Source organism: Bacteroidales bacterium (genome assembly GCA_035647615.1).
GTDB lineage: Bacteria > Bacteroidota > Bacteroidia > Bacteroidales > 4484-276 > SABY01.
The window spans coordinates 89,108-107,358 of sequence record DASRND010000003.1; the positions used below are offsets into that span (position 1 = coordinate 89,108).

Here is an 18,251-nt window from a genome sequence, read left to right on the forward strand (position 1 = left end):
GCAATGGCAAATGTATATTTATTTCATTCAAATGAAGGTTTCTTTAAAATAAGATTAAGAAACTTTATTAATGAAAGGTCGGGAGTGAGGCTAAAAAAAGGAGCGCGTAATGATAAACTTATCCAACCGCAATCCTGTTTTTCCGCCCATCAACATCAAAAGCACTATTTTTGCTAAAAAAATATAATATCATGGAACAGCTTCTCACACTATACAACACGCTGACGCGAAAAAAAGAAATCTTCAAACCCATTCATCCGCCACACGTCGGGCTTTATGTATGCGGCCCTACGGTTTACGGCGATGCCCATCTGGGTCATGCGCGCCCGGCCATCACTTTCGATCTGGTATTCCGCTACCTGCAACACATTGGCTACAAAGTGCGCTATGTGCGCAACATTACGGATGTGGGCCATCTGGAAAATGATGCCGACGAAGGCGAGGATAAAGTGGGCAAGAAAGCACGGCTCGAACAGCTCGAACCTATGGAAATCGTCCAGCTTTACACCAACCGTTTCCACAAAAATATGGAGCAGCTCAATACGCTGCCTCCTTCTATCGAGCCACACGCTTCGGGGCATATCATCGAGCAGATCGACATGATCAACAAAATTTTTGAAGCCGGCTACGCTTACGAAAATCAGGGCTCGGTATATTTTGATGTTAAAAAGTACGACCACGACCACAACTACGGCAAGCTCTCGGGGCGCTCGATAGATGAGGCACTGGAGAATACACGGATACTTGCCGGCCAGGATGAGAAGAAAAACCAGGTTGACTTCGCCTTGTGGAAAAAGGCTACGCCACAGCACATCATGCATTGGCCATCGCCATGGAGCGAAGGCTTTCCGGGCTGGCATCTGGAGTGTACGGCAATGGGCTGCAAATATCTGGGGGAAACTTTCGACATTCATGGCGGCGGAATGGATCTGGTGTTTCCGCACCACGAGTCGGAAATAGCACAAGCAGTGGCAGCTTTTGGACACGACCATGTGCGCTACTGGATGCACAACAATATGATCACCGTCGACGGACAGAAGATGGGCAAATCGTTGAATAATTTTATAACCCTCGACGAGTTTTTTACCGGCAGCCACCAGGCTCTGCATCAAGCGTACAGCCCAATTACCATAAGGTTTTTCATCCTGCAGGCGCATTATCGCAGCACCGTCGATTTCTCGAACGAATCGTTGCAGGCAGCAGAAAAAGGTCTCGACAGATTGCTTACTGCCGCCGAAACCCTGAAAAAACTTAAACCTTCCGATAATAATAGTGTGGATATTAAAGCGCTTTCCGCGAATTGTTACCAAGCCATGAACGATGATTTCAACAGCCCCATCGTGATTGCCCACCTTTTTGAAGCCGTGCGCATCATCAACTCCATAAATGACGGAAAGGAAACCATCGACGTCGAAAATCTGGAATCGCTCAAAGCGACCTTCAACACCTTTGTTTTTGATATCCTCGGATTGAAATCAGAAACGGATGCTTCCGATGCCGACGATCACACCACCGACGGGCTGATGAAACTCGTGCTGGATTTGCGTCAGGATGCCAAGAAAAATAAGGATTGGGCTACAGCCGATAAAATTCGCGACAGCCTCAAAAGTATCAAGATCGAAGTGAAGGATACCAAAGAAGGCGCCGAGTGGAGCCGGATGTAAAAATGTCCCCACTACCCCTCAATCCCCTAAAGGGGAAGCCAGCCCACACACTTCCGAATGTGCGGTGGCAGCTCCCACTTTAGGGGGTCGGGGGGTGCGCGAAGGGTGTTTCAAATCAATAGGGTTTATTAAAAATTATTATAAAAATGAAATTTAAAACTTTAAAAATGGCCGGCGCAATCCTTTTGCTGGCCATCATTTTTTCGGGCATTCCTGTAGTAGCTCAGCAAGCGACGGATTCATCCAAACTTTCGATGGACCGGATTTTCCTTTCAGCCGAATTGGGTGGCGATTACTTCAACCAGCCGCGCTGGATCGATGGCGGCGAAAGTTACACCACACTAGAATTGGCGGGCGGAGCAATGGAAATCGTAAAGCACAACACCGTTACCGGCGAAAGCAACGTGCTGATAACGACCGCGCAGCTAACGCCCAAAGATTCCGGCAGTCCGTTGTGGATTGCCAACTACGAATGGTCGCACAACCGCAAACAGCTGCTCATCTTTACCAACACGCGGCGTGTGTGGCGCTACAACACCCGCGGCGATTACTGGCTACTCGATATAGATAGTGGCAAGCTTACGAAACTTGGTGAAAAGTTACCAGCCTCATCGCTAATGTTTGCCAAATTTTCGCCTGACGACAGCCAGATAGCTTTTGTGAGCAAGCACAATATTTATGTCGAAAATTTGAAAAACGGCAAAACCGTTCAGCTCACCAAGGATGGCACCGACGATCTGATAAATGGTACTTTCGACTGGGCTTACGAAGAGGAGTTCCATTGCCGCGATGGCTTCCGCTGGAGCCCCGACGGAAAAACCATCGCCTACTGGCAAATCGACGCATCGGGGATTCGCGATTTCCTGATGATCAACAACACCGACGCACTCTATTCATTTACCATTCCGGTGGAATATCCAAAGGTAGGAGAAGACCCTTCTTCGGCACGAATTGGCACAGTAGCGGCAACAGGCGGCAAAACCGTATGGATGAAAATCCCCGGTGATCCCTACCAACATTACCTCGTGCGTTTGCTCTGGACGCCCGACTCCGACGGCTTCCTGGTGCAGCAGCTCAACCGAAAGCAAAACACCAACAATGTTTGGTATTGCAAACCAAAAACCGGCCTGGCCGCCAACATTTACACCGATCGCGACGAAGCATGGCTCGACGTGGTGGACGACTGGCAGTGGGTTGGCGACAAATATTTTACCTGGCTCGGCGAAAAAGATGGCTGGCGACATTTGTATCTGATTTCTAAAACCGGCGACGAAGAACGCCTCATTACCCATGGTGATTACGATGTGGTTTCTATCGCTGCCATCGTGCCCGAGGCCAACGAAACCTGGTTTATTGCTTCGCCCGACAACCCCACGCAGCGGTATCTCTATCGTGTGACAATGGATGGCAATGGCAAGCCACAGCGCATCACACCAGAAGATCAAACCGGTACACACGAGTACGATATCGCGCCTGACGCAAAATTTGCTTTTCATACCTATAGCTCCATTAATACACCACCCGTAACAGAGCTTATTAGTTTGCCAGATCATAAGGTGGTGCGCAATCTGGTGGACAATGCCCGGCTCAAAACCACGCTGGAAAAACTTGATCTGCGTCCGATAGAATTTTTTAGCGTCACCACCATCGACAATGTAACTATGGAGGGCTTTATAATAAAGCCACCCAACTTTGACGCAGGCAGAAGATATCCGGTGTTTTTCCATGTGTATGGCGAACCGTGGGGCCAAACCGCCACCGACGACTGGGGAGCCGCTACCATGTGGCACCGCCTGATGGCGCAGGAGGGTTATCTGGTGATAGCCGTCGACAACCGCGGAACTCCTTCTCCGAAAGGACGCGAGTGGCGCAAGAGCATCTACCGCAAAATCGGAATCATCAACAGCCACGACCAGGCTATGGCAGCACGCGAAATTATGAAATGGCCTTTTGTGGATTCTACACGCACAGCTGTTTGGGGCTGGAGTGGCGGTGGCAGCATGACACTGAACCTCATGTTCCAATACCCCGAAATCTACGAAGCCGGCATGGCCGTAGCTCCGGTTACCAACCAGCTTTATTATGACAACATTTATCAGGAACGCTACATGGGATTAAAAACAGAAAATCTGGAGGATTTTATAAAAGGCTCGCCGATAACCTACGCCAAAAACCTGGAAGGCGATCTGCTGATCGTCCACGGCACTGCCGACGACAACGTTCATTATCAAAATACCGAGGCGCTCATCAACGAACTGGTGAAGCACAACAAGATGTTTCAGGTAATGCCCTATCCCAACCGTTCACATGGCATCTACGAAGGCGCCAATACTTACCGGCATGTATTTTCGCTGTTGCGGAATTATCTGATGAATCATGTGGAGCCGGGAGGTAGATAATGACGCAGATCAGGCACTCTTTGACAAGGATTTACCAGGCGGCAGGAAAGTACGAACCAGCCTTCTTTTATTTGCTGCTGCTTATCAATACCTTGCCGGTATTGCTGTTTAAGAATTTCCCGACGGTTGATGGGCCAGCTCATCTTTACAATACGCGCCTTATTTTAGATCTCTTGCAAAATCCTGACAGTGGTTTGTCTGATTTTCTGATGTTTAATCCGCATCTCAATCCTAACCTCATCGGGCATGTTCTGTTGGGCGCCTTTATGTTGTTTCTTCCTGCATTGGTTGCCGAAAAAGTGGTGCTGCTTGTCTATCTGATCCTTTTCCCTGTTGCCTTCCGATATCTTTTGAGCGTGCTTCGGATTAAAGAAACCTGGCTCGTTTATTTTGTTTTTCCGTTTACCTATTCGTTTATGTTTTTCTACGGATTTTACAATTTTCACCTGGGACTGGTATTCTTTTTCTTCACACTGGGATTTTGGATTCGCACGATGCAGAAAGGTTTTTCATGGCGAGTCTGCATAGGTTTGGCTCTGCTGTCGATGATGGTGTTTTTTTCGCACTTATTTGTATTTGCCATGTTGCTGCTGACGATAGGTATAATAAACATGAGCGCCGTGTCCGACCTGCTATCAAATAATTCTGTACACCGAAAAGCAGTTTTCAATACCTGGCTCAGGCAGCTACTGATACTGTTGCCGGGAATAATTTTAACCATCATCTATTTTGTCACCCATCCTCCCGGAAATGGTGTTTCTGAATATACCAGTTGGTCGGAAATATGGCTGATGATAAAACACGTGCAGCCAGCCAAAGGAGTCGATTATATTAAAGAGGATATTTTTACAAAATGGATCTTTTTCTTATTCGTGCTAATCACCGGCTATCATCTGATAAACCGAATCAGGAAGCTAAAAAAACCCGTTACACGCCAATCATTTATCTGGGGAATACTGGTCGTGCTGCTGTTTCTTGCTTTAAAACTGGTGCCAAACACAGTTGGGGGAAACTTTGGCTTTGTGAGTTCCCGCCTGCTGGTTTTCTTTTTTCTTTTCTTAATCGTTTTTCTGGCCACACTTCGCACGCCACTTTGGCTCAAAATCATTGCTTTTGTAATCATTAATTATGCAAACATTGGATTGCTAAATGTTTATGTCCACGCTACCGAAAAGAACAGCGCTATTGTGGAACAGGTGATAGCCGCTTCAGCGCTTATCGAGCCATACAGTACCGTTTATCCAATTTACAGCAGCAACGACTGGCTTTTTACACACGTTTCCAACTATCTTGGCATCGATACACCCATGATAATTACTAAGAATTATGAAGCTTCGCTCGATTATTTCCCATTAAAATGGAATTACGCGCAATTACCAAATCTTCGTGTAAGTGATTCGCCCAATGACACAAGAATTTTGTACACCGAAAATCCGGATCAACACCAGCAAATAGATTACGTGTTCATCTTTTCGGAGGATTCCAACAATCCAAACGAAACGTTGGATTCCTATCCTTTTTTAAACCAAAACTATACGCTTGTTTATAAAAGTGAAAACCAAAGAGCAAGCCTTTTCCGGAAAAAAGAGAGCGTTAATTAAAACTATAGGTTCTGATTACAAGATAGGTAACCATAATACAATTGCCTTACAAAAACTTTTTCCTACGGGTAATCGTTCAAATCTTCTATTTTTGTCCTTTTTTAACACGATACTTTTATAAATCTATATCAACTAAATATTTAGAAAATTATGAAGAAGCGTATTCTAACTACTGTTTTGCTTGTTGCCTTTGTGGCAGGTACGGGAATTTTCCGTGCCGAAGCCTGTACCAATTATCTCATCACCAAAGGTGCCTCGGTGGATGGATCGACAATGATTTCTTACGCCGCCGACTCGCACGTATTGTATGGCGAGTTGTATCACTGGGCTGCAGCTACCTGGCCCGAAGGCACCCTCATGGATGTGTACGAATGGGATAGCGGAAAATATCTTGGCAAGATCAAACAAGCCACACAAACCTACAATGTAGTGGGCAACATCAACGAGTTTCAGGTTTCGATTGGCGAAACCACTTATGGTGGATTGCCCGAGCTTGAAGGCCAGGAAGGCGCCATCATGGATTATGGCAGCCTTATCTATATTACGCTGCAGCGTGCCCGAACCGCCCGCGAAGCCATCCGCATTTATCACGAACTCACCAGCACATACGGCTACGCCAGCTCCGGCGAGTCATTTTCGATTGCCGACCCCAACGAAGTGTGGATTCTGGAACTTATCGGAAAAGGCAACGGACAAAAAGGCGCTGTGTGGGTAGCACGCATGATTCCCGACGGCTATGTGAGCGCTCACGCCAACCACGCACGCATCACCACCTTCCCGCGCGCCGACGGAAAAACCTCCGTTACCTCCGATAATTTTGACCTTTTTATGAAAGATAAAAACATCGAGACTATTTATTCTCCCGACGTAGTGAGCTTTGCCCGCGACAAAGGTTTTTTTAAAGGAAAAGATGAAAACTTTAGTTTCTCCGACACCTATGCTCCGGTAGATTTTGGCGCCGCCCGCTTTTGCGAAATCCGTGTGTGGAGCATGTTCAACGATGTAACCGACGGCATGGATAAATACTGGGAGTATGTAAAAGGAAACTTAGAGCATGGTAAGAAGTTGGCCAATGGCGACGAAAATGTGGATAAATATACCACCAACCGCATGCCGCTGTGGGTGGTGCCCAACAGAAAAATCAGTCAGCTGGATATGTTCGAATTTATGCGCAATCATCTGGAAGGCACCGAGCTGGATATGAGCAAAGACGTGGGCGCAGGACCTTTTGGATTGCCTTACCGCTGGCGTCCGCTTACCTTCGAAGTTGATGGTGTATCCTATTGCAACGAGCGTGCTACCGCCACACAACAAACAGGTTTTTCGTTTGTGACGCAAATGCGCAACTGGCTGCCCGACCCAATCGGCGGCATCATCTGGTTTGGCATCGACGACGCTTCGTGTAGCGTTTATATGCCCATGTATTGCGGCATCACCCGCGCGCCACACTCCATAGAACGCGGCAATGGCGCCCTGATGCGCTGGTCGTCGGATGCGGCTTTCTGGGTGTTTAATCAGGTTTCTAACCTTGCCTATACCCGTTGGAATGCAATCTATCCAGAAGTGAAAGAAAAAATTGATGCTTACGAAAAAGAATTTGTAACCCTTATGCCGATGATCGACGAAAAAGCCAAAGCGCTTTACGCGGAAAATCACAATCTGGCAACAGCCTATCTCACCGATTATTCTACCGCTGCCAGCGACCGGGTTACCAACGAATGGCAAGACTTCTATCATTATCTCTTTATGAGATTTATGGATGGTAATATAAAAACGCCAAATCCAGGAGAGCAAAATCCCAATGTGGTACAGCCAGGCTATGGCGAAAAGTTCGAACGACTGATTGTTACCGAAACCGGTGATAAGTTGAAAGTAATAGAATAAACAGCGCTCATTAAGCTGTCCGATGATGACATCAGGATATTAAAAAGACAGAGCGGCCGGAGCATTCCGCCGCTTTGTTTTTTATTAATGATCAAAATTTTAGGTGTAATGGACAAAAGGAGGCTGTTTTCCTGACTAAAATTTACCGTGATAGAATGCGATTATTATTTTGTCTGATCAAGCTAAACAGAAGTAGGCTCTGCTGGAGAGCAACCTACAAGGGATAAACTTGATGACTGACGAAAAAGGAAAAGGGGTTCTGTTGTAGAATCCCTTTTACGTTTTCAGAAGTCATTCTGCCTTCAAAAACTCATCAATAAATTTCTTAACAACAATATCGATTATAGAAGTTTATTGCCTCCTTTGGTCTATTACGCCTTTATTTTGGATGTATTCGTGCACCCTGTCGAAAGCAATCCTGAACCAAATGGTATATTCTTCGGGGCGTACCTTTAGGTCGGCGGCAATATCGTCCATGCTCCGCCAACGCCAGGTTTCTACTTCCTCTTTATTTATTACCGGCTCGCCATTGTAAGTGCCAACAAACACATGGTCGAATTCATGTTCGCTTAGCCCCTTCTCAAGAGCGGCTTTGTAGACGAAATCGAAAAGTTTGGTAAGCTCACAATCAAAACCCATTTCTTCGACCATGCGCCGGTGTGCGGCCTGCATCACTTCTTCGCCGGAGCGTGGATGGCTGCAACAGGTATTGGCCCACAATCCGGGAGTGTGATATTTACTCAGTGCCCGCTGCTGAAGCATCAGCTCGCCTCGATCGTTAAAAACAAAAACTGAAAAGGCACGATGCAAAACCGCTTTGATGTGCGCCTCCATTTTTTCCATGGTCCCCAACTGATTATCGTTGCTATCGACCAAAATCACTTGTTCTTCGTTATCCTTCATTGTAGTTTTTTCTTTATTAATTAAATTTTAAACCATCAGATTGACAACTTGACAACCCGATAACCTGACAACTTGTTTTTATAACCTCGCTCCTTCCAGCGAATTCTTAACAGCAGCTGTCTCCTCTTTGTTGAGTTCGTCGCTGTCGATCATAAACTGCGCGGCCTTTTTCCAAAAGTCTTCCTGGTCTTCTTTTAACAACTGAGGCAACTGCCGGATGATGATCTGCTTGTCGTCGCGCATATTATTATAGCCAAGAATGGCGGGAATGTTGGCTTGGGTGGAAAAGCGCAGAAAACGTATTTCGGCATCAGCCGCAGCTTTCTCCACCGCCTCTTCAATATTTTTTTTGCCGCGTTTAAAAGTTCCTAATTTATCCAGCCATCCGCTCATACATTCTGCCATGGCAGCTTCGCCGGCACCGGCATAAGCCTGAACAACGGCAAGCTGATAATTGTCCTGTTTGGCCATTTTGAATAAAGTGGTGGCACCACAGCTATCGGTTTTCATGGCAAAAAACGCTTTGCGCAATTTGCCAACCGATGGCTGACTGTAGGAAGTAGTTATGGTCATTATAAAAACGGCAAGCAGTAGGCTTTTTTTAATCATATCATCCGGAGCTTTGTGCGAAAAAATGAGGTGAAGAGCAGGAGGTATTTTTCTGGATCCGATACACGCACCCGCTCACGCAGCAACCGCTCAGCATTCGATTTTTTTATTTTTTTAAAAAGGGTATAGAAATAAATGTAGGCCAGATAAACGCCAAACCGGGAGCCATCAGGCAGCTTGCGGATGCCTTCGAGACCCGCTTTAAAATCGGCTTCTATCTCCTGTTCTATTTTCGCTTTTGCATGATGATCGAACGCGGCGATGTCGATGCCGGGGAAATAACTGCGCCCTAAACCCTGATAATCCTGCTTGAGATCGCGCAAGAAGTTGATCTTTTGAAAAGCCGCTCCCAACCGCATGGCCGAAGGTTTTAGCTCCTCATACATCTGCTCGTCGCCTTCGCAAAACACCCGCAGACACATCAAACCTACCACTTCTGCCGACCCTAGAATATATGCATCGTAAGCCTTGCGGTCGTAGGTTTCTTTGTAAAGATCCATCTCCATGCTGCGCAAAAACGTATCGATGGTTTCGCGGTCTATTTTGTAGGTATTAACAGCCGACTGAAAATTATTAAGGATGGGATTCAGACTGATTTTATCTTCGATGGCTTCGTAGGTGTCGCGCTTGAAATTTTCGAGTAACTTTTTTTTATCAAAACCATGAAAGCTATCCACGATCTCGTCGGCAAACCTCACAAATCCATAGATGGCGTAGATAGGATCGTGAAAACGTTTGTTAAAAACACGTATGCCCATCGAGAAAGAAGTGCTGTAGGTCAAGGTGGTGATCTTACTCGATTTTTTGGAAATCATATCAAAAAGTTCTTTCATGGGCTTTTTGACTTTATAATTGAGAAATAAGATCGGTAACAATTTGTCCGGAGATAATCGACGGCGGCACACCAGGGCCTGGCACGGTGAGCTGTCCGGCATAATATAGGTTCTTCAGCTTGGGGTTTTTTATCGATGGTTTCAAAAAGGCGGTCTGCATGAGTGTGTTGGCCAGGCCATAAGCATTGCCTTTGTAGCCGTGGTAGTCGCCTGCAAAATCGGCGTGGGCATAGCTCCGCTGAAAGTCGATGTGACCGCGCAGGGTTTCGCCGGTAAGTTTTTCTATTCTGTCGAGCATCATCTCCAGATAATGCGCGCGTATTTCGGGTGTGTCTTTTAATCCGGCAGCCACCGGAATTAATACAAAAAGATTTTCGTGACCGGCGGGCGCCACAGTGTCGTCGTACTTTGAAGTCATACATACGTAGGCCGACGGTTGATCGGGCCACATGGGATTGTCGTAAATAGCTGCTGCATGCGGTGCAAACGGCACATCGAAAAGTAGATTGTGATGCTCGAGCTGTGGCAGTTTTTTATCAATACCTAAATAATAGATCAACGAGGAGGGCGACATTGCGCGCGAATCCCAGTATTTTTCGGAATACTTTCGGTATTCAGGCGCCAGCAGTTGCTGCTCGGCATGATGATAATCGGCGGAAGCCACAAAATAATCGGCTTCGTATTCCTTGCCATTCGCCACAGCGGCCACTATACGACTGCTATGATAAGTAAAGCTTTGTACCGGCGCATCGTAAATAAACTTCACGCCTGTTTCTTCGGCCAGCTTCACCATGCCTTCCACAATTTTGTACATGCCGCCGCGGGGATACCATGTGCCCAGCATAATGTCGCCATAATTCATCAGACTGTAGAGCGCCGGCGTTTTCTTGCCGGTGCCGCCCAGAAAAAGTATGGGAAATTCGAGCATCTGAAGGAGCCGGGGGTTTTTGAAATACTTGCGTGTGTATTTATCAAACGATTGCAACATGTGCAGCTTCAGCGCCGATTTCATCAAACGCAGATCCATGTACTCCATAAATGATAAGCTTGGCTTGCGCACAAACTCCTTCATGCCCACTTCGTATTTGTATTCGGATTCTTTCAGGAATTTCTTCAGTTTTTCGGCGGAACCTGGTTCTATGGATTCGAACAGCCTGTACATCTCGTCAACATTGGCCGGAAGATCCACCACATCATCTTTATCATAAAAAATCCGGTAGGACGGATCGAGGCGCATCAGATCATAATAATCGGAAACGCGGCGCCCAAACGTTTCGAAATAATCGTCGAAGATGTCGGGCATCCAGTACCAACTCGGTCCCATGTCGAAATTGTATCCCGCAGCTTGAAACATCCTGCTGCGCCCGCCTGGCGTAGAGTTTTTCTCCAATACGGTCACTTCAAAACCTTTGGAGGCCAGCCCGGTGGCGGCGGATAACCCGGCAAAACCGGCACCGATTACAATTACTTTTTTACTCATCATTTTTTGTTTTAATGTTTTTATCGATCTAATCTACAACATCCAACATATTGAAACCGGCATCTTTTGATAAATAGCACCGGGATGAAAGCCTCTCCGAGTCGATTTCCATAACAAGGCGCATCAATATTTTGTTTAAGCTTTTACAATAATTAAAAAACAAAAATAGCACTTTCAAATTTTAGAGGTTAGAAGTTGGAGATTATTAAATAAGTTTTGAGTTTTAGTTGAAAAAAGGCATTTGTCAAAGTGGTTTATCGTCAGTTTCATGATCATCATCCGCCGCTTATCAGATGCAGTACCGTTACGTTGTCGCCGTCTGTTATTTCTGTGGTATCGCGATGCTCTTTGCGCACCAGCTTGCCGTTGAGTTTTGTTACCAAAAATTTAAAAGTAAAGTTTTTCTTTCTGATCAATTCCGCAAAAGTAAGCGTCTCTTCATGGAAAGATTCGGGTCGGTTGTTCAGAATTATGTTCATCATCAAATTGGATTGTTTAGTAAGATTTCGAGCACCTGGTTGGCTTGCATGGCAGCCACCACCATTAAACGCGGTGCCAGCGGTGGCAGCTCAGGCGAGATTTCGCGGGTACCATCGCCGCAGATGTAGAGGTTTTTGTCAGCCCGCAAAGTTGTGATGGCATTGTTGTTTCCCCATCCGGCTATGCCAATGCCAGCAACGAGTGGCGTGGCGGGCAGCTCCAGCGCCATGGTTTCTATGAGCATCTGTTTTGCGGTTGCATCATCAAAAGCTTCTACCACCACATCACAGCCAATAAACAATCGGGCAATATCCGCCGCCGTCAACTCTATGCAGTGCGTTTCGACAATCAGTGCCGGGTTGAGCTGCAGCAAATTCTCCCGCAGAGCATCCGTTTTGTAAAGCCCCACTTGAAAATGGAAAAAATATTGCCGCGACAAATTCGAAGCATCCACTTTATCAAAGTCGGCCAACACCAGCTTGCCAATGCCGACACGTGTAAGCAGTGCGGCACAGTTGCTCCCCAGCCCACCGCAACCGGCAATCCCAATGGTTTTGGTTTGTAAAATGGTTTCGATCTGTTTGGTATCCATACACGTCTTTTCTGCAACAAGTTTTCAAAAGTATGAATATTTGAGTGGTTTAGATTTCAACCTTCAGGCAAGTGAGAGAAGTCAAACCGCGGAGGCGCGGAGACGCGGAGTAATACAAAAAATATAGGGGTGGATTGATTGAATATCACTTATTAACTTTTCGCCGTGGCTTTGAGCTTTTCAGCAATCCAAACTTTTATAATCGACTGTCGCGTGATACCTAATTTTTTGGATTCCTGATCTAGAAGGTTGAGCATCCACTCTGGAAAATCTACATTTATGCGCTTACTTTTCAGCCCGGGGCGTTCTGCTTGTTTCAAATCCAGTGCTTCGGTAATATCTTCACCATCATCAAATGCTTTATCAAATTCATCTGCCTTCATAGAATGTCCTTTCTTCTTTTCGTGATCTTCTTACTGATATTAACCTAATTTTATTGTTTCTTAAAGTGTAAATCGCCGACCAAAGTTGATGATTTATTTTTCCGATAAGTAAAAACCTAGGCTCATCCATTTTTTTTGCAGGTATTACGAGTCTGATTTCATCATCCCATAATTGTTGCGCTTCAATGAAATCGATTCCATGTTTGACTTTATTGTCTTTGCTTTTATTATCATCAAATTCAAATGCCATAATTGAAATGGAATTTTTTTCTTTCTTAATCGCAACAAATTTAACATGATTTTGATTAGAATTTCATTCCCGGCTAAAAAGACTTACCAATAGATTAATCATACTTTTATAAAAAAGTACCAGAAAAAAATGCCGAAATGAAACACAACGAGCAAATTAAATGCGATTTGGTAGTCGCTCTCGATTTTGCAAAGCAGATTATCAAAAATCCTGATCTTTTGGATGAAATACCCGAAGGCTCGGTGATAACTTTTCTTGATGATGAGACTATTATAAAGAAAAATCCAAAAGGCGAAAATCCCAAACGAAAATTTGTAAGGGTGAAAAGAAGTTTCGAAGTCCTTTAGCTTTCCGATGCTATCTCCATCACTCTCACTCCTATTCTACCCTCCCGGCTTTCTCATTTCAAAATCTTACAAATCCTATCTGGCTTATTTTTAAATAATCATCAAAGCGCTGAAACGCAAAGTGAAAACCCGTTATGCACGCTTATGCATATTGGAAGTGCTGATAATCATTGTTTTGTATGATGATTAAATTGTTTAATTTTGTGAACCAGATAACAGAAATCATAAAAATATCATCATAAAATAATTGTCATGGAAGTTGCCGAACTGAAAAAAAAACACAAACTGATCAAATCATGGTCGTACCAATGGACGCCCCTCGACAAAGGTTATACAGATAAGACTCTTTATCTGAACCTTTCCCGAAACGAGATCAAAGAAAAAGAGGTTCCGCCCGAGATGAAAGAAAAATTCATCGGTGGGAAAGGTTATGGCCTCCGGCTTTTGTGGGATGGTACCACCCCCACTACCAAATGGACCGATCCGGAAAATGAAATCAATATTGCGTCCGGGCCCATCGGTGGCATCACCCAGTATTCGGGCAGCGGCAAGAGCATTTGCGTCTCTATCTCACCACAAACCGACATCCCCATCGACAGCAACGTGGGCGGATTCTTTGGCCCGTTTCTGAAATTTTCGGGTTTCGATGCCATCGAAATACAAGGCAAAGCCGAGCGCGACGTAATTATTTTTATCGATGGCGTAAATCACATTGTCGAGATCAACGAGGCTCCTTACCTGGATGCCCGCGACAGCCATGTGCTGGGCGAATTGCTGACGGAAATGTACGCCGACGACGAGCGCGACAAGAAAAATATTGGCATCGTAGCATCGGGCACTGCCGCCGAACATTCACTCATCGGTATGCTCAACTTTACCTTCTACGATCCCAAACGTAAACTCGTTCGCCTCAAGCAAGCGGGACGTGGCGGAATAGGCAGCGTTTTCAGAAACAAAAAAATCAAAGCCATTGTCTGCAAGATTCCGGGCGTGAAAGGTAACCTCAACAATGTAGTGGATTTACCGGCCATCATGGAACGCGGCAGGCGCTTCAACAAAGAGATGCGCGACCTGGACGATTCGCAGGCCGAAATGCGCACCAAAGGCACCGCCCACCTGGTGAACATTATGAACGACTACGATTTGTTGCCGGTACACAATTACAAATTTGGCTCACATCCTGACGCTGACAAGATACACTCGGAAGTTTGGAAAACCCGCTTCACGCAAGGCATCCCCGACGGCTGTTGGATAGGTTGTAATATGGCTTGCGCCAAAGGTGTGGATGAATTTGAACTGAAAACCGGCCCCTACAAAGGGCAGAAAGTTATTGTGGACGGACCGGAATACGAAAACGCCGGCGGCCTGGGCAGCAACTGTGGCATTTTCGATCCTGATCATATTATCGAAGCCAACTTCTATTGCGATACCTACGGCATCTGCACCATCACCTGGGGCACGCTGACGGCCTTTACAATGGAATGCTACGAAAACGGAATCCTCAACAAAGAGAGAACCGGCGGGCTGGAGCTGAACTTTGGCAACGGCGATGCAGCTATGGAGATGATGCACCAACTCTCGCGTGGCGAAGGCTTTGGCTTGATTGCAGGACAAGGAGTTCACAAGATGAAGCAGATTTTTGCAGAAAAAGGCTGGGGCGATCCACAATTTCTGCAAGACATCGGCATGGAAGTGAAGGGTTTGGAATATTCGGAATATGTTTCCAAGGAGTCGCTGGCACAGCAAGGCGGTTTTGCAATGACCAACAAAGGTCCCCAGCACGACGAAGCCTGGCTGATATTTATGGATATGGTCAACAACCAAATCCCGACCTTTGAAGATAAGGCCGAGGCATTGCATTACTTCCCCATGTTCCGCACCTGGTTTGGCCTGCAGGGATTGTGCAAGCTGCCCTGGAACGACGTGGAACCGGTGAACAATGCCGAAACCGACGAGCCGGCCAAAGTACCCGAGCACGTCGATAACTACGTGACCATTTATACAGCCGTTACCGGAAAACCTTTCGATAAAAAAGAGATGATCCGGCAGTCGGAGCGGGTGTATAACTTTCAGCGAACCTTCAACCTGCGCCGCGGCTACGGTACCCGCAAATACGACGCACAACCATACCGCGCCGCAGGCCCTGTAACCAACGAAGAGTACGAATCACGTGCCGAACGCTACGACAAACAACTCAAAGAAATTGTAGGTTTTGATCCTGAAGGAAAAACTACCGAAGAAAAAGTAGCCGTGATGCGCAAACATCGCGAAAGCCAATACGAAAAACTCCTCGACGCTGTGTACAAGCGTCGTGGCTGGACACGCAACGGCGTACCCACCATTGCACACCTCAAGTCGTTGGGTATGGATTTACCCGAACTCATCGAGGTAGTGAAACCTCATCAGGAGTAAAAGGGATTTTTTCATTGCTTTAGTAAAGGCGGCAGAACTATTTTGCCGCCTTTTTTATGATTAATATTTCGCATTCCACCCGATGGTAAAGTTTTTTCTCATCGCTCACAGCTCATCTCTTCATCCTTCTTCCTGCCTATTTGACACTCTGGCTGTCAGCATCGGCATTGGCTACCACATTAGCTATTATTTTCGGTGCAACCACCGTAAACAGGGACTTTAATAAATGTATGTGCGTATTAAAAAATAAAAATGACAGAAGATGAATGCATGTATGACAGCGTAAAAATGAAATGGCATAATGATTGACGAGGTCTGCCAAATAAATTTAGAAAACAAAAAACAGAAAGGATATTTTAAACATGGGAAAAATTATTGGAATCGACTTAGGAACTACCAACTCATGCGTCTCCGTAATGGAAGGCAACGAACCGGTGGTTATTCCCAATTCCGAAGGACGTCGTACCACGCCGTCGATAGTTGCATTTACTGAGAATGGCGAACGCAAAGTTGGCGACCCTGCCAAGCGTCAGGCTATTACCAATCCCACACAAACCATTTATTCTATCAAAAGATTTATGGGCGAACCGTGGGGTCGTATGCAAAAGGAAGTAAACCGGGTAACCTACAAGGTAGAAAAAGGTGAAAATGAAACCACACGGGTACGCATTAAAGACCGTCAATACACGCCACAGGAAATCTCGGCCATCATTCTGCAAAAGATGAAAAAAACTGCTGAAGATTATCTGGGCACTTCTGTAAACGAAGCTGTGATTACCGTTCCGGCATATTTCAGCGACTCGCAGCGGCAAGCTACCAAAGAAGCCGGTGAGATAGCGGGCCTCGTGGTAAAACGTATTATCAACGAGCCTACTGCCGCAGCACTGGCTTATGGCCTCGATAAGAAAAAAGATGATGCCAAAATCGCAGTTTACGACCTGGGTGGCGGTACATTTGACATTTCAATATTAGAACTGGGCGATGGTGTTTTTGAAGTAAAATCGACCAACGGCGACACCCACCTGGGTGGCGACGACTTCGACCACGTTATCATCGACTGGCTGGCCGAAGAGTTTAAAAAAGACAACAACATCGACTTGCGTAAAGATCCGATGGCGTTGCAGCGACTGAAAGAAGCTGCCGAAAAAGCAAAGATTGAACTCTCAAGCTCAAGCGAAACCGAGATCAACCTGCCCTACATTATGCCTGTTGATGGAATTCCACAGCACTTGGTGCGTAAACTCACCCGCAGCAAATTCGAACAGCTTTCTGATTCGTTGATCAAACGAAGCATCGAGCCTTGTAAGAAAGCGCTGAGCGATGCAGGTTTGAGTGCCTCCGACATCGATGAGGTGATTTTGGTAGGTGGTTCTACACGAATTCCTGCCATTCAGCAGGAGGTGAAAAACTTCTTTGGCAAAGAGCCTTCCAAAGGTGTAAACCCCGACGAAGTAGTTGCCATTGGCGCAGCCATTCAGGGTGGCGTACTTACCGGTGAGGTAACAGATGTGCTGCTGCTCGACGTTACACCGCTTACCCTTGGAATCGAAACTTATGGTGGCGTGATGACCAAACTCATTGCCTCCAATACAACCATCCCTACCAAGAAAGCAGAAGTGTTTTCGACGGCTGCCGACAACCAGCCATCTGTCGAAATTCATGTGCTGCAGGGTGAACGTCCAATTGCAAAAGACAATAAAACTATTGGCCGATTCCATCTCGACGGAATTCCACCCGCACCCCGTGGTATCCCACAGATTGAAGTGGCTTTCGACATCGACGCCAACGGTATTCTCAATGTTTCGGCAAAGGACAAAGGCACCGGCAAATCGCAAAGTATCCGCATCGAAGCCTCCTCAGGCCTTACCGATGAAGAGATCAAAAGGATGAAAGCCGAAGCCGAAGCCAACGCCGAGACCGACAGAGTTGCCAAAGAGCGGATTGATAAACTCAACCAGGCTGATGCGCTGATATTCCAGACAGAAAAGCAACTGAAAGAATACGGCGACAAGATTCCGGCTGACAAGAAAAAACCCATCGACGATGCACTTGCCGAACTTAAAGAAGCGCACAAAAAAGAAGACATCGCCGGCATCGACGCAGCCAGCAAAAAGCTGAACGATGTGTTTCAGGCTGCCAGCCAGGAAATGTACAGCGCCGCCGGAGCCCAACAGCAACAGCAACAAGGCGAACCTACCGACCAGCAACAACAGCAAGGTGGTGGTGAACAAGGCGGAAACAACGATGGCGAAGTAACCGACGTAGATTTTGAAGAGGTTAAATAATTTTGGATTGTAACGACGCACAGCCGTCGCCATTCAAATCAACGACGATTAATAAATTAAAAACCCTGGTAGGAATACCGGGGTTTTTTTTGTGCTTTTTTTCAAAAAACAAAGCTTCTCTTCTATTTC

General features: G+C 46.1%; 15 protein-coding genes. 7 read left to right on the plus strand and 8 right to left on the minus strand.

What is annotated here, in order from left to right; all coding sequences use genetic code 11:
* The first annotated feature begins 191 nt into the window (after window positions 1–191).
* From cysS to VFC92_01035, 4 genes are all read left to right on the plus strand, one after another.
* Window positions 192–1,664: a cysteine--tRNA ligase gene (cysS, locus tag VFC92_01020; protein ID HZK06757.1), complete on the plus strand. Its 1,473-nt coding sequence runs from the start codon at window positions 192–194 to the stop codon at window positions 1,662–1,664.
* Window positions 1,665–1,810: 146 nt separating this feature from the next.
* Window positions 1,811–4,063 (plus strand): S9 family peptidase, encoded by a 2,253-nt coding sequence (locus VFC92_01025; GenBank protein ID HZK06758.1) that lies wholly within the window; start codon window positions 1,811–1,813, stop codon window positions 4,061–4,063.
* A 20-nt stretch (window positions 4,064–4,083) separates the two neighbouring features.
* Window positions 4,084–5,664 (plus strand): hypothetical protein, encoded by a 1,581-nt coding sequence (locus VFC92_01030; protein ID HZK06759.1) that lies wholly within the window; start codon window positions 4,084–4,086, stop codon window positions 5,662–5,664.
* Window positions 5,665–5,814: 150 nt separating this feature from the next.
* The gene (locus VFC92_01035; GenBank protein HZK06760.1) at window positions 5,815–7,548 is read left to right on the plus strand and encodes a C69 family dipeptidase; all 1,734 of its coding nucleotides are present in this window, start codon (window positions 5,815–5,817) and stop codon (window positions 7,546–7,548) included.
* A gap of 351 nt (window positions 7,549–7,899) precedes the next feature.
* On the opposite strand, the gene idi is transcribed toward VFC92_01035, so the two are convergent.
* The 8 genes from idi to VFC92_01075 form a co-directional block, all read right to left on the minus strand.
* Complete coding sequence (gene idi / locus VFC92_01040) at window positions 7,900–8,451, minus strand: isopentenyl-diphosphate Delta-isomerase (protein HZK06761.1); 552 nt, start codon at window positions 8,449–8,451, stop codon at window positions 7,900–7,902.
* A 78-nt stretch (window positions 8,452–8,529) separates the two neighbouring features.
* On the minus strand, window positions 8,530–9,060 hold the full coding sequence (locus VFC92_01045; protein HZK06762.1) for a hypothetical protein: 531 nt from the start codon (window positions 9,058–9,060) through the stop codon (window positions 8,530–8,532).
* The gene (locus tag VFC92_01050) at window positions 9,057–9,893 is read right to left on the minus strand and encodes a phytoene/squalene synthase family protein (GenBank protein HZK06763.1); all 837 of its coding nucleotides are present in this window, start codon (window positions 9,891–9,893) and stop codon (window positions 9,057–9,059) included. Before VFC92_01050 ends, VFC92_01045 begins: the two co-directional genes overlap by 4 nt.
* Before the next feature lie 13 nt (window positions 9,894–9,906).
* Window positions 9,907–11,376 carry a phytoene desaturase family protein gene (crtI, locus tag VFC92_01055; protein HZK06764.1) on the minus strand — a complete coding sequence of 490 codons (1,470 nt, stop codon included), beginning with the start codon at window positions 11,374–11,376 and terminating at the stop codon, window positions 9,907–9,909.
* Window positions 11,377–11,648: 272 nt separating this feature from the next.
* Window positions 11,649–11,855, minus strand: coding sequence for a sulfur carrier protein ThiS (gene thiS / locus VFC92_01060; GenBank protein ID HZK06765.1), 207 nt, complete (start codon window positions 11,853–11,855; stop codon window positions 11,649–11,651).
* Complete coding sequence (gene thiF / locus VFC92_01065; GenBank protein ID HZK06766.1) at window positions 11,855–12,445, minus strand: sulfur carrier protein ThiS adenylyltransferase ThiF; 591 nt, start codon at window positions 12,443–12,445, stop codon at window positions 11,855–11,857. The genes thiS and thiF overlap by 1 nt, the downstream gene beginning before the upstream one ends.
* Window positions 12,446–12,597: 152 nt before the next feature.
* Entirely contained in the window at window positions 12,598–12,828 is a 231-nt protein-coding gene (locus tag VFC92_01070) for a CopG family antitoxin (protein HZK06767.1), read from the minus strand.
* A complete protein-coding gene (locus VFC92_01075; protein HZK06768.1) occupies window positions 12,815–13,078 on the minus strand; it encodes a BrnT family toxin in 264 nt (87 codons plus the stop codon). Before VFC92_01075 ends, VFC92_01070 begins: the two co-directional genes overlap by 14 nt.
* Before the next feature lie 137 nt (window positions 13,079–13,215).
* Between VFC92_01075 and VFC92_01080 the strand changes: the two genes are divergently transcribed.
* The 3 genes from VFC92_01080 to dnaK all read left to right on the plus strand — a co-directional run bounded on the left by VFC92_01080 (window position 13,216) and on the right by dnaK (window position 18,122).
* A complete protein-coding gene (locus VFC92_01080) occupies window positions 13,216–13,425 on the plus strand; it encodes a hypothetical protein (protein ID HZK06769.1) in 210 nt (69 codons plus the stop codon).
* 252 nt (window positions 13,426–13,677) lie between these two features.
* Window positions 13,678–15,837 carry an aldehyde ferredoxin oxidoreductase C-terminal domain-containing protein gene (locus VFC92_01085; GenBank protein ID HZK06770.1) on the plus strand — a complete coding sequence of 720 codons (2,160 nt, stop codon included), beginning with the start codon at window positions 13,678–13,680 and terminating at the stop codon, window positions 15,835–15,837.
* Window positions 15,838–16,199: 362 nt separating this feature from the next.
* The gene (gene dnaK / locus VFC92_01090) at window positions 16,200–18,122 is read left to right on the plus strand and encodes a molecular chaperone DnaK (protein ID HZK06771.1); all 1,923 of its coding nucleotides are present in this window, start codon (window positions 16,200–16,202) and stop codon (window positions 18,120–18,122) included.
* Window positions 18,123–18,251 lie beyond the last annotated feature (129 nt).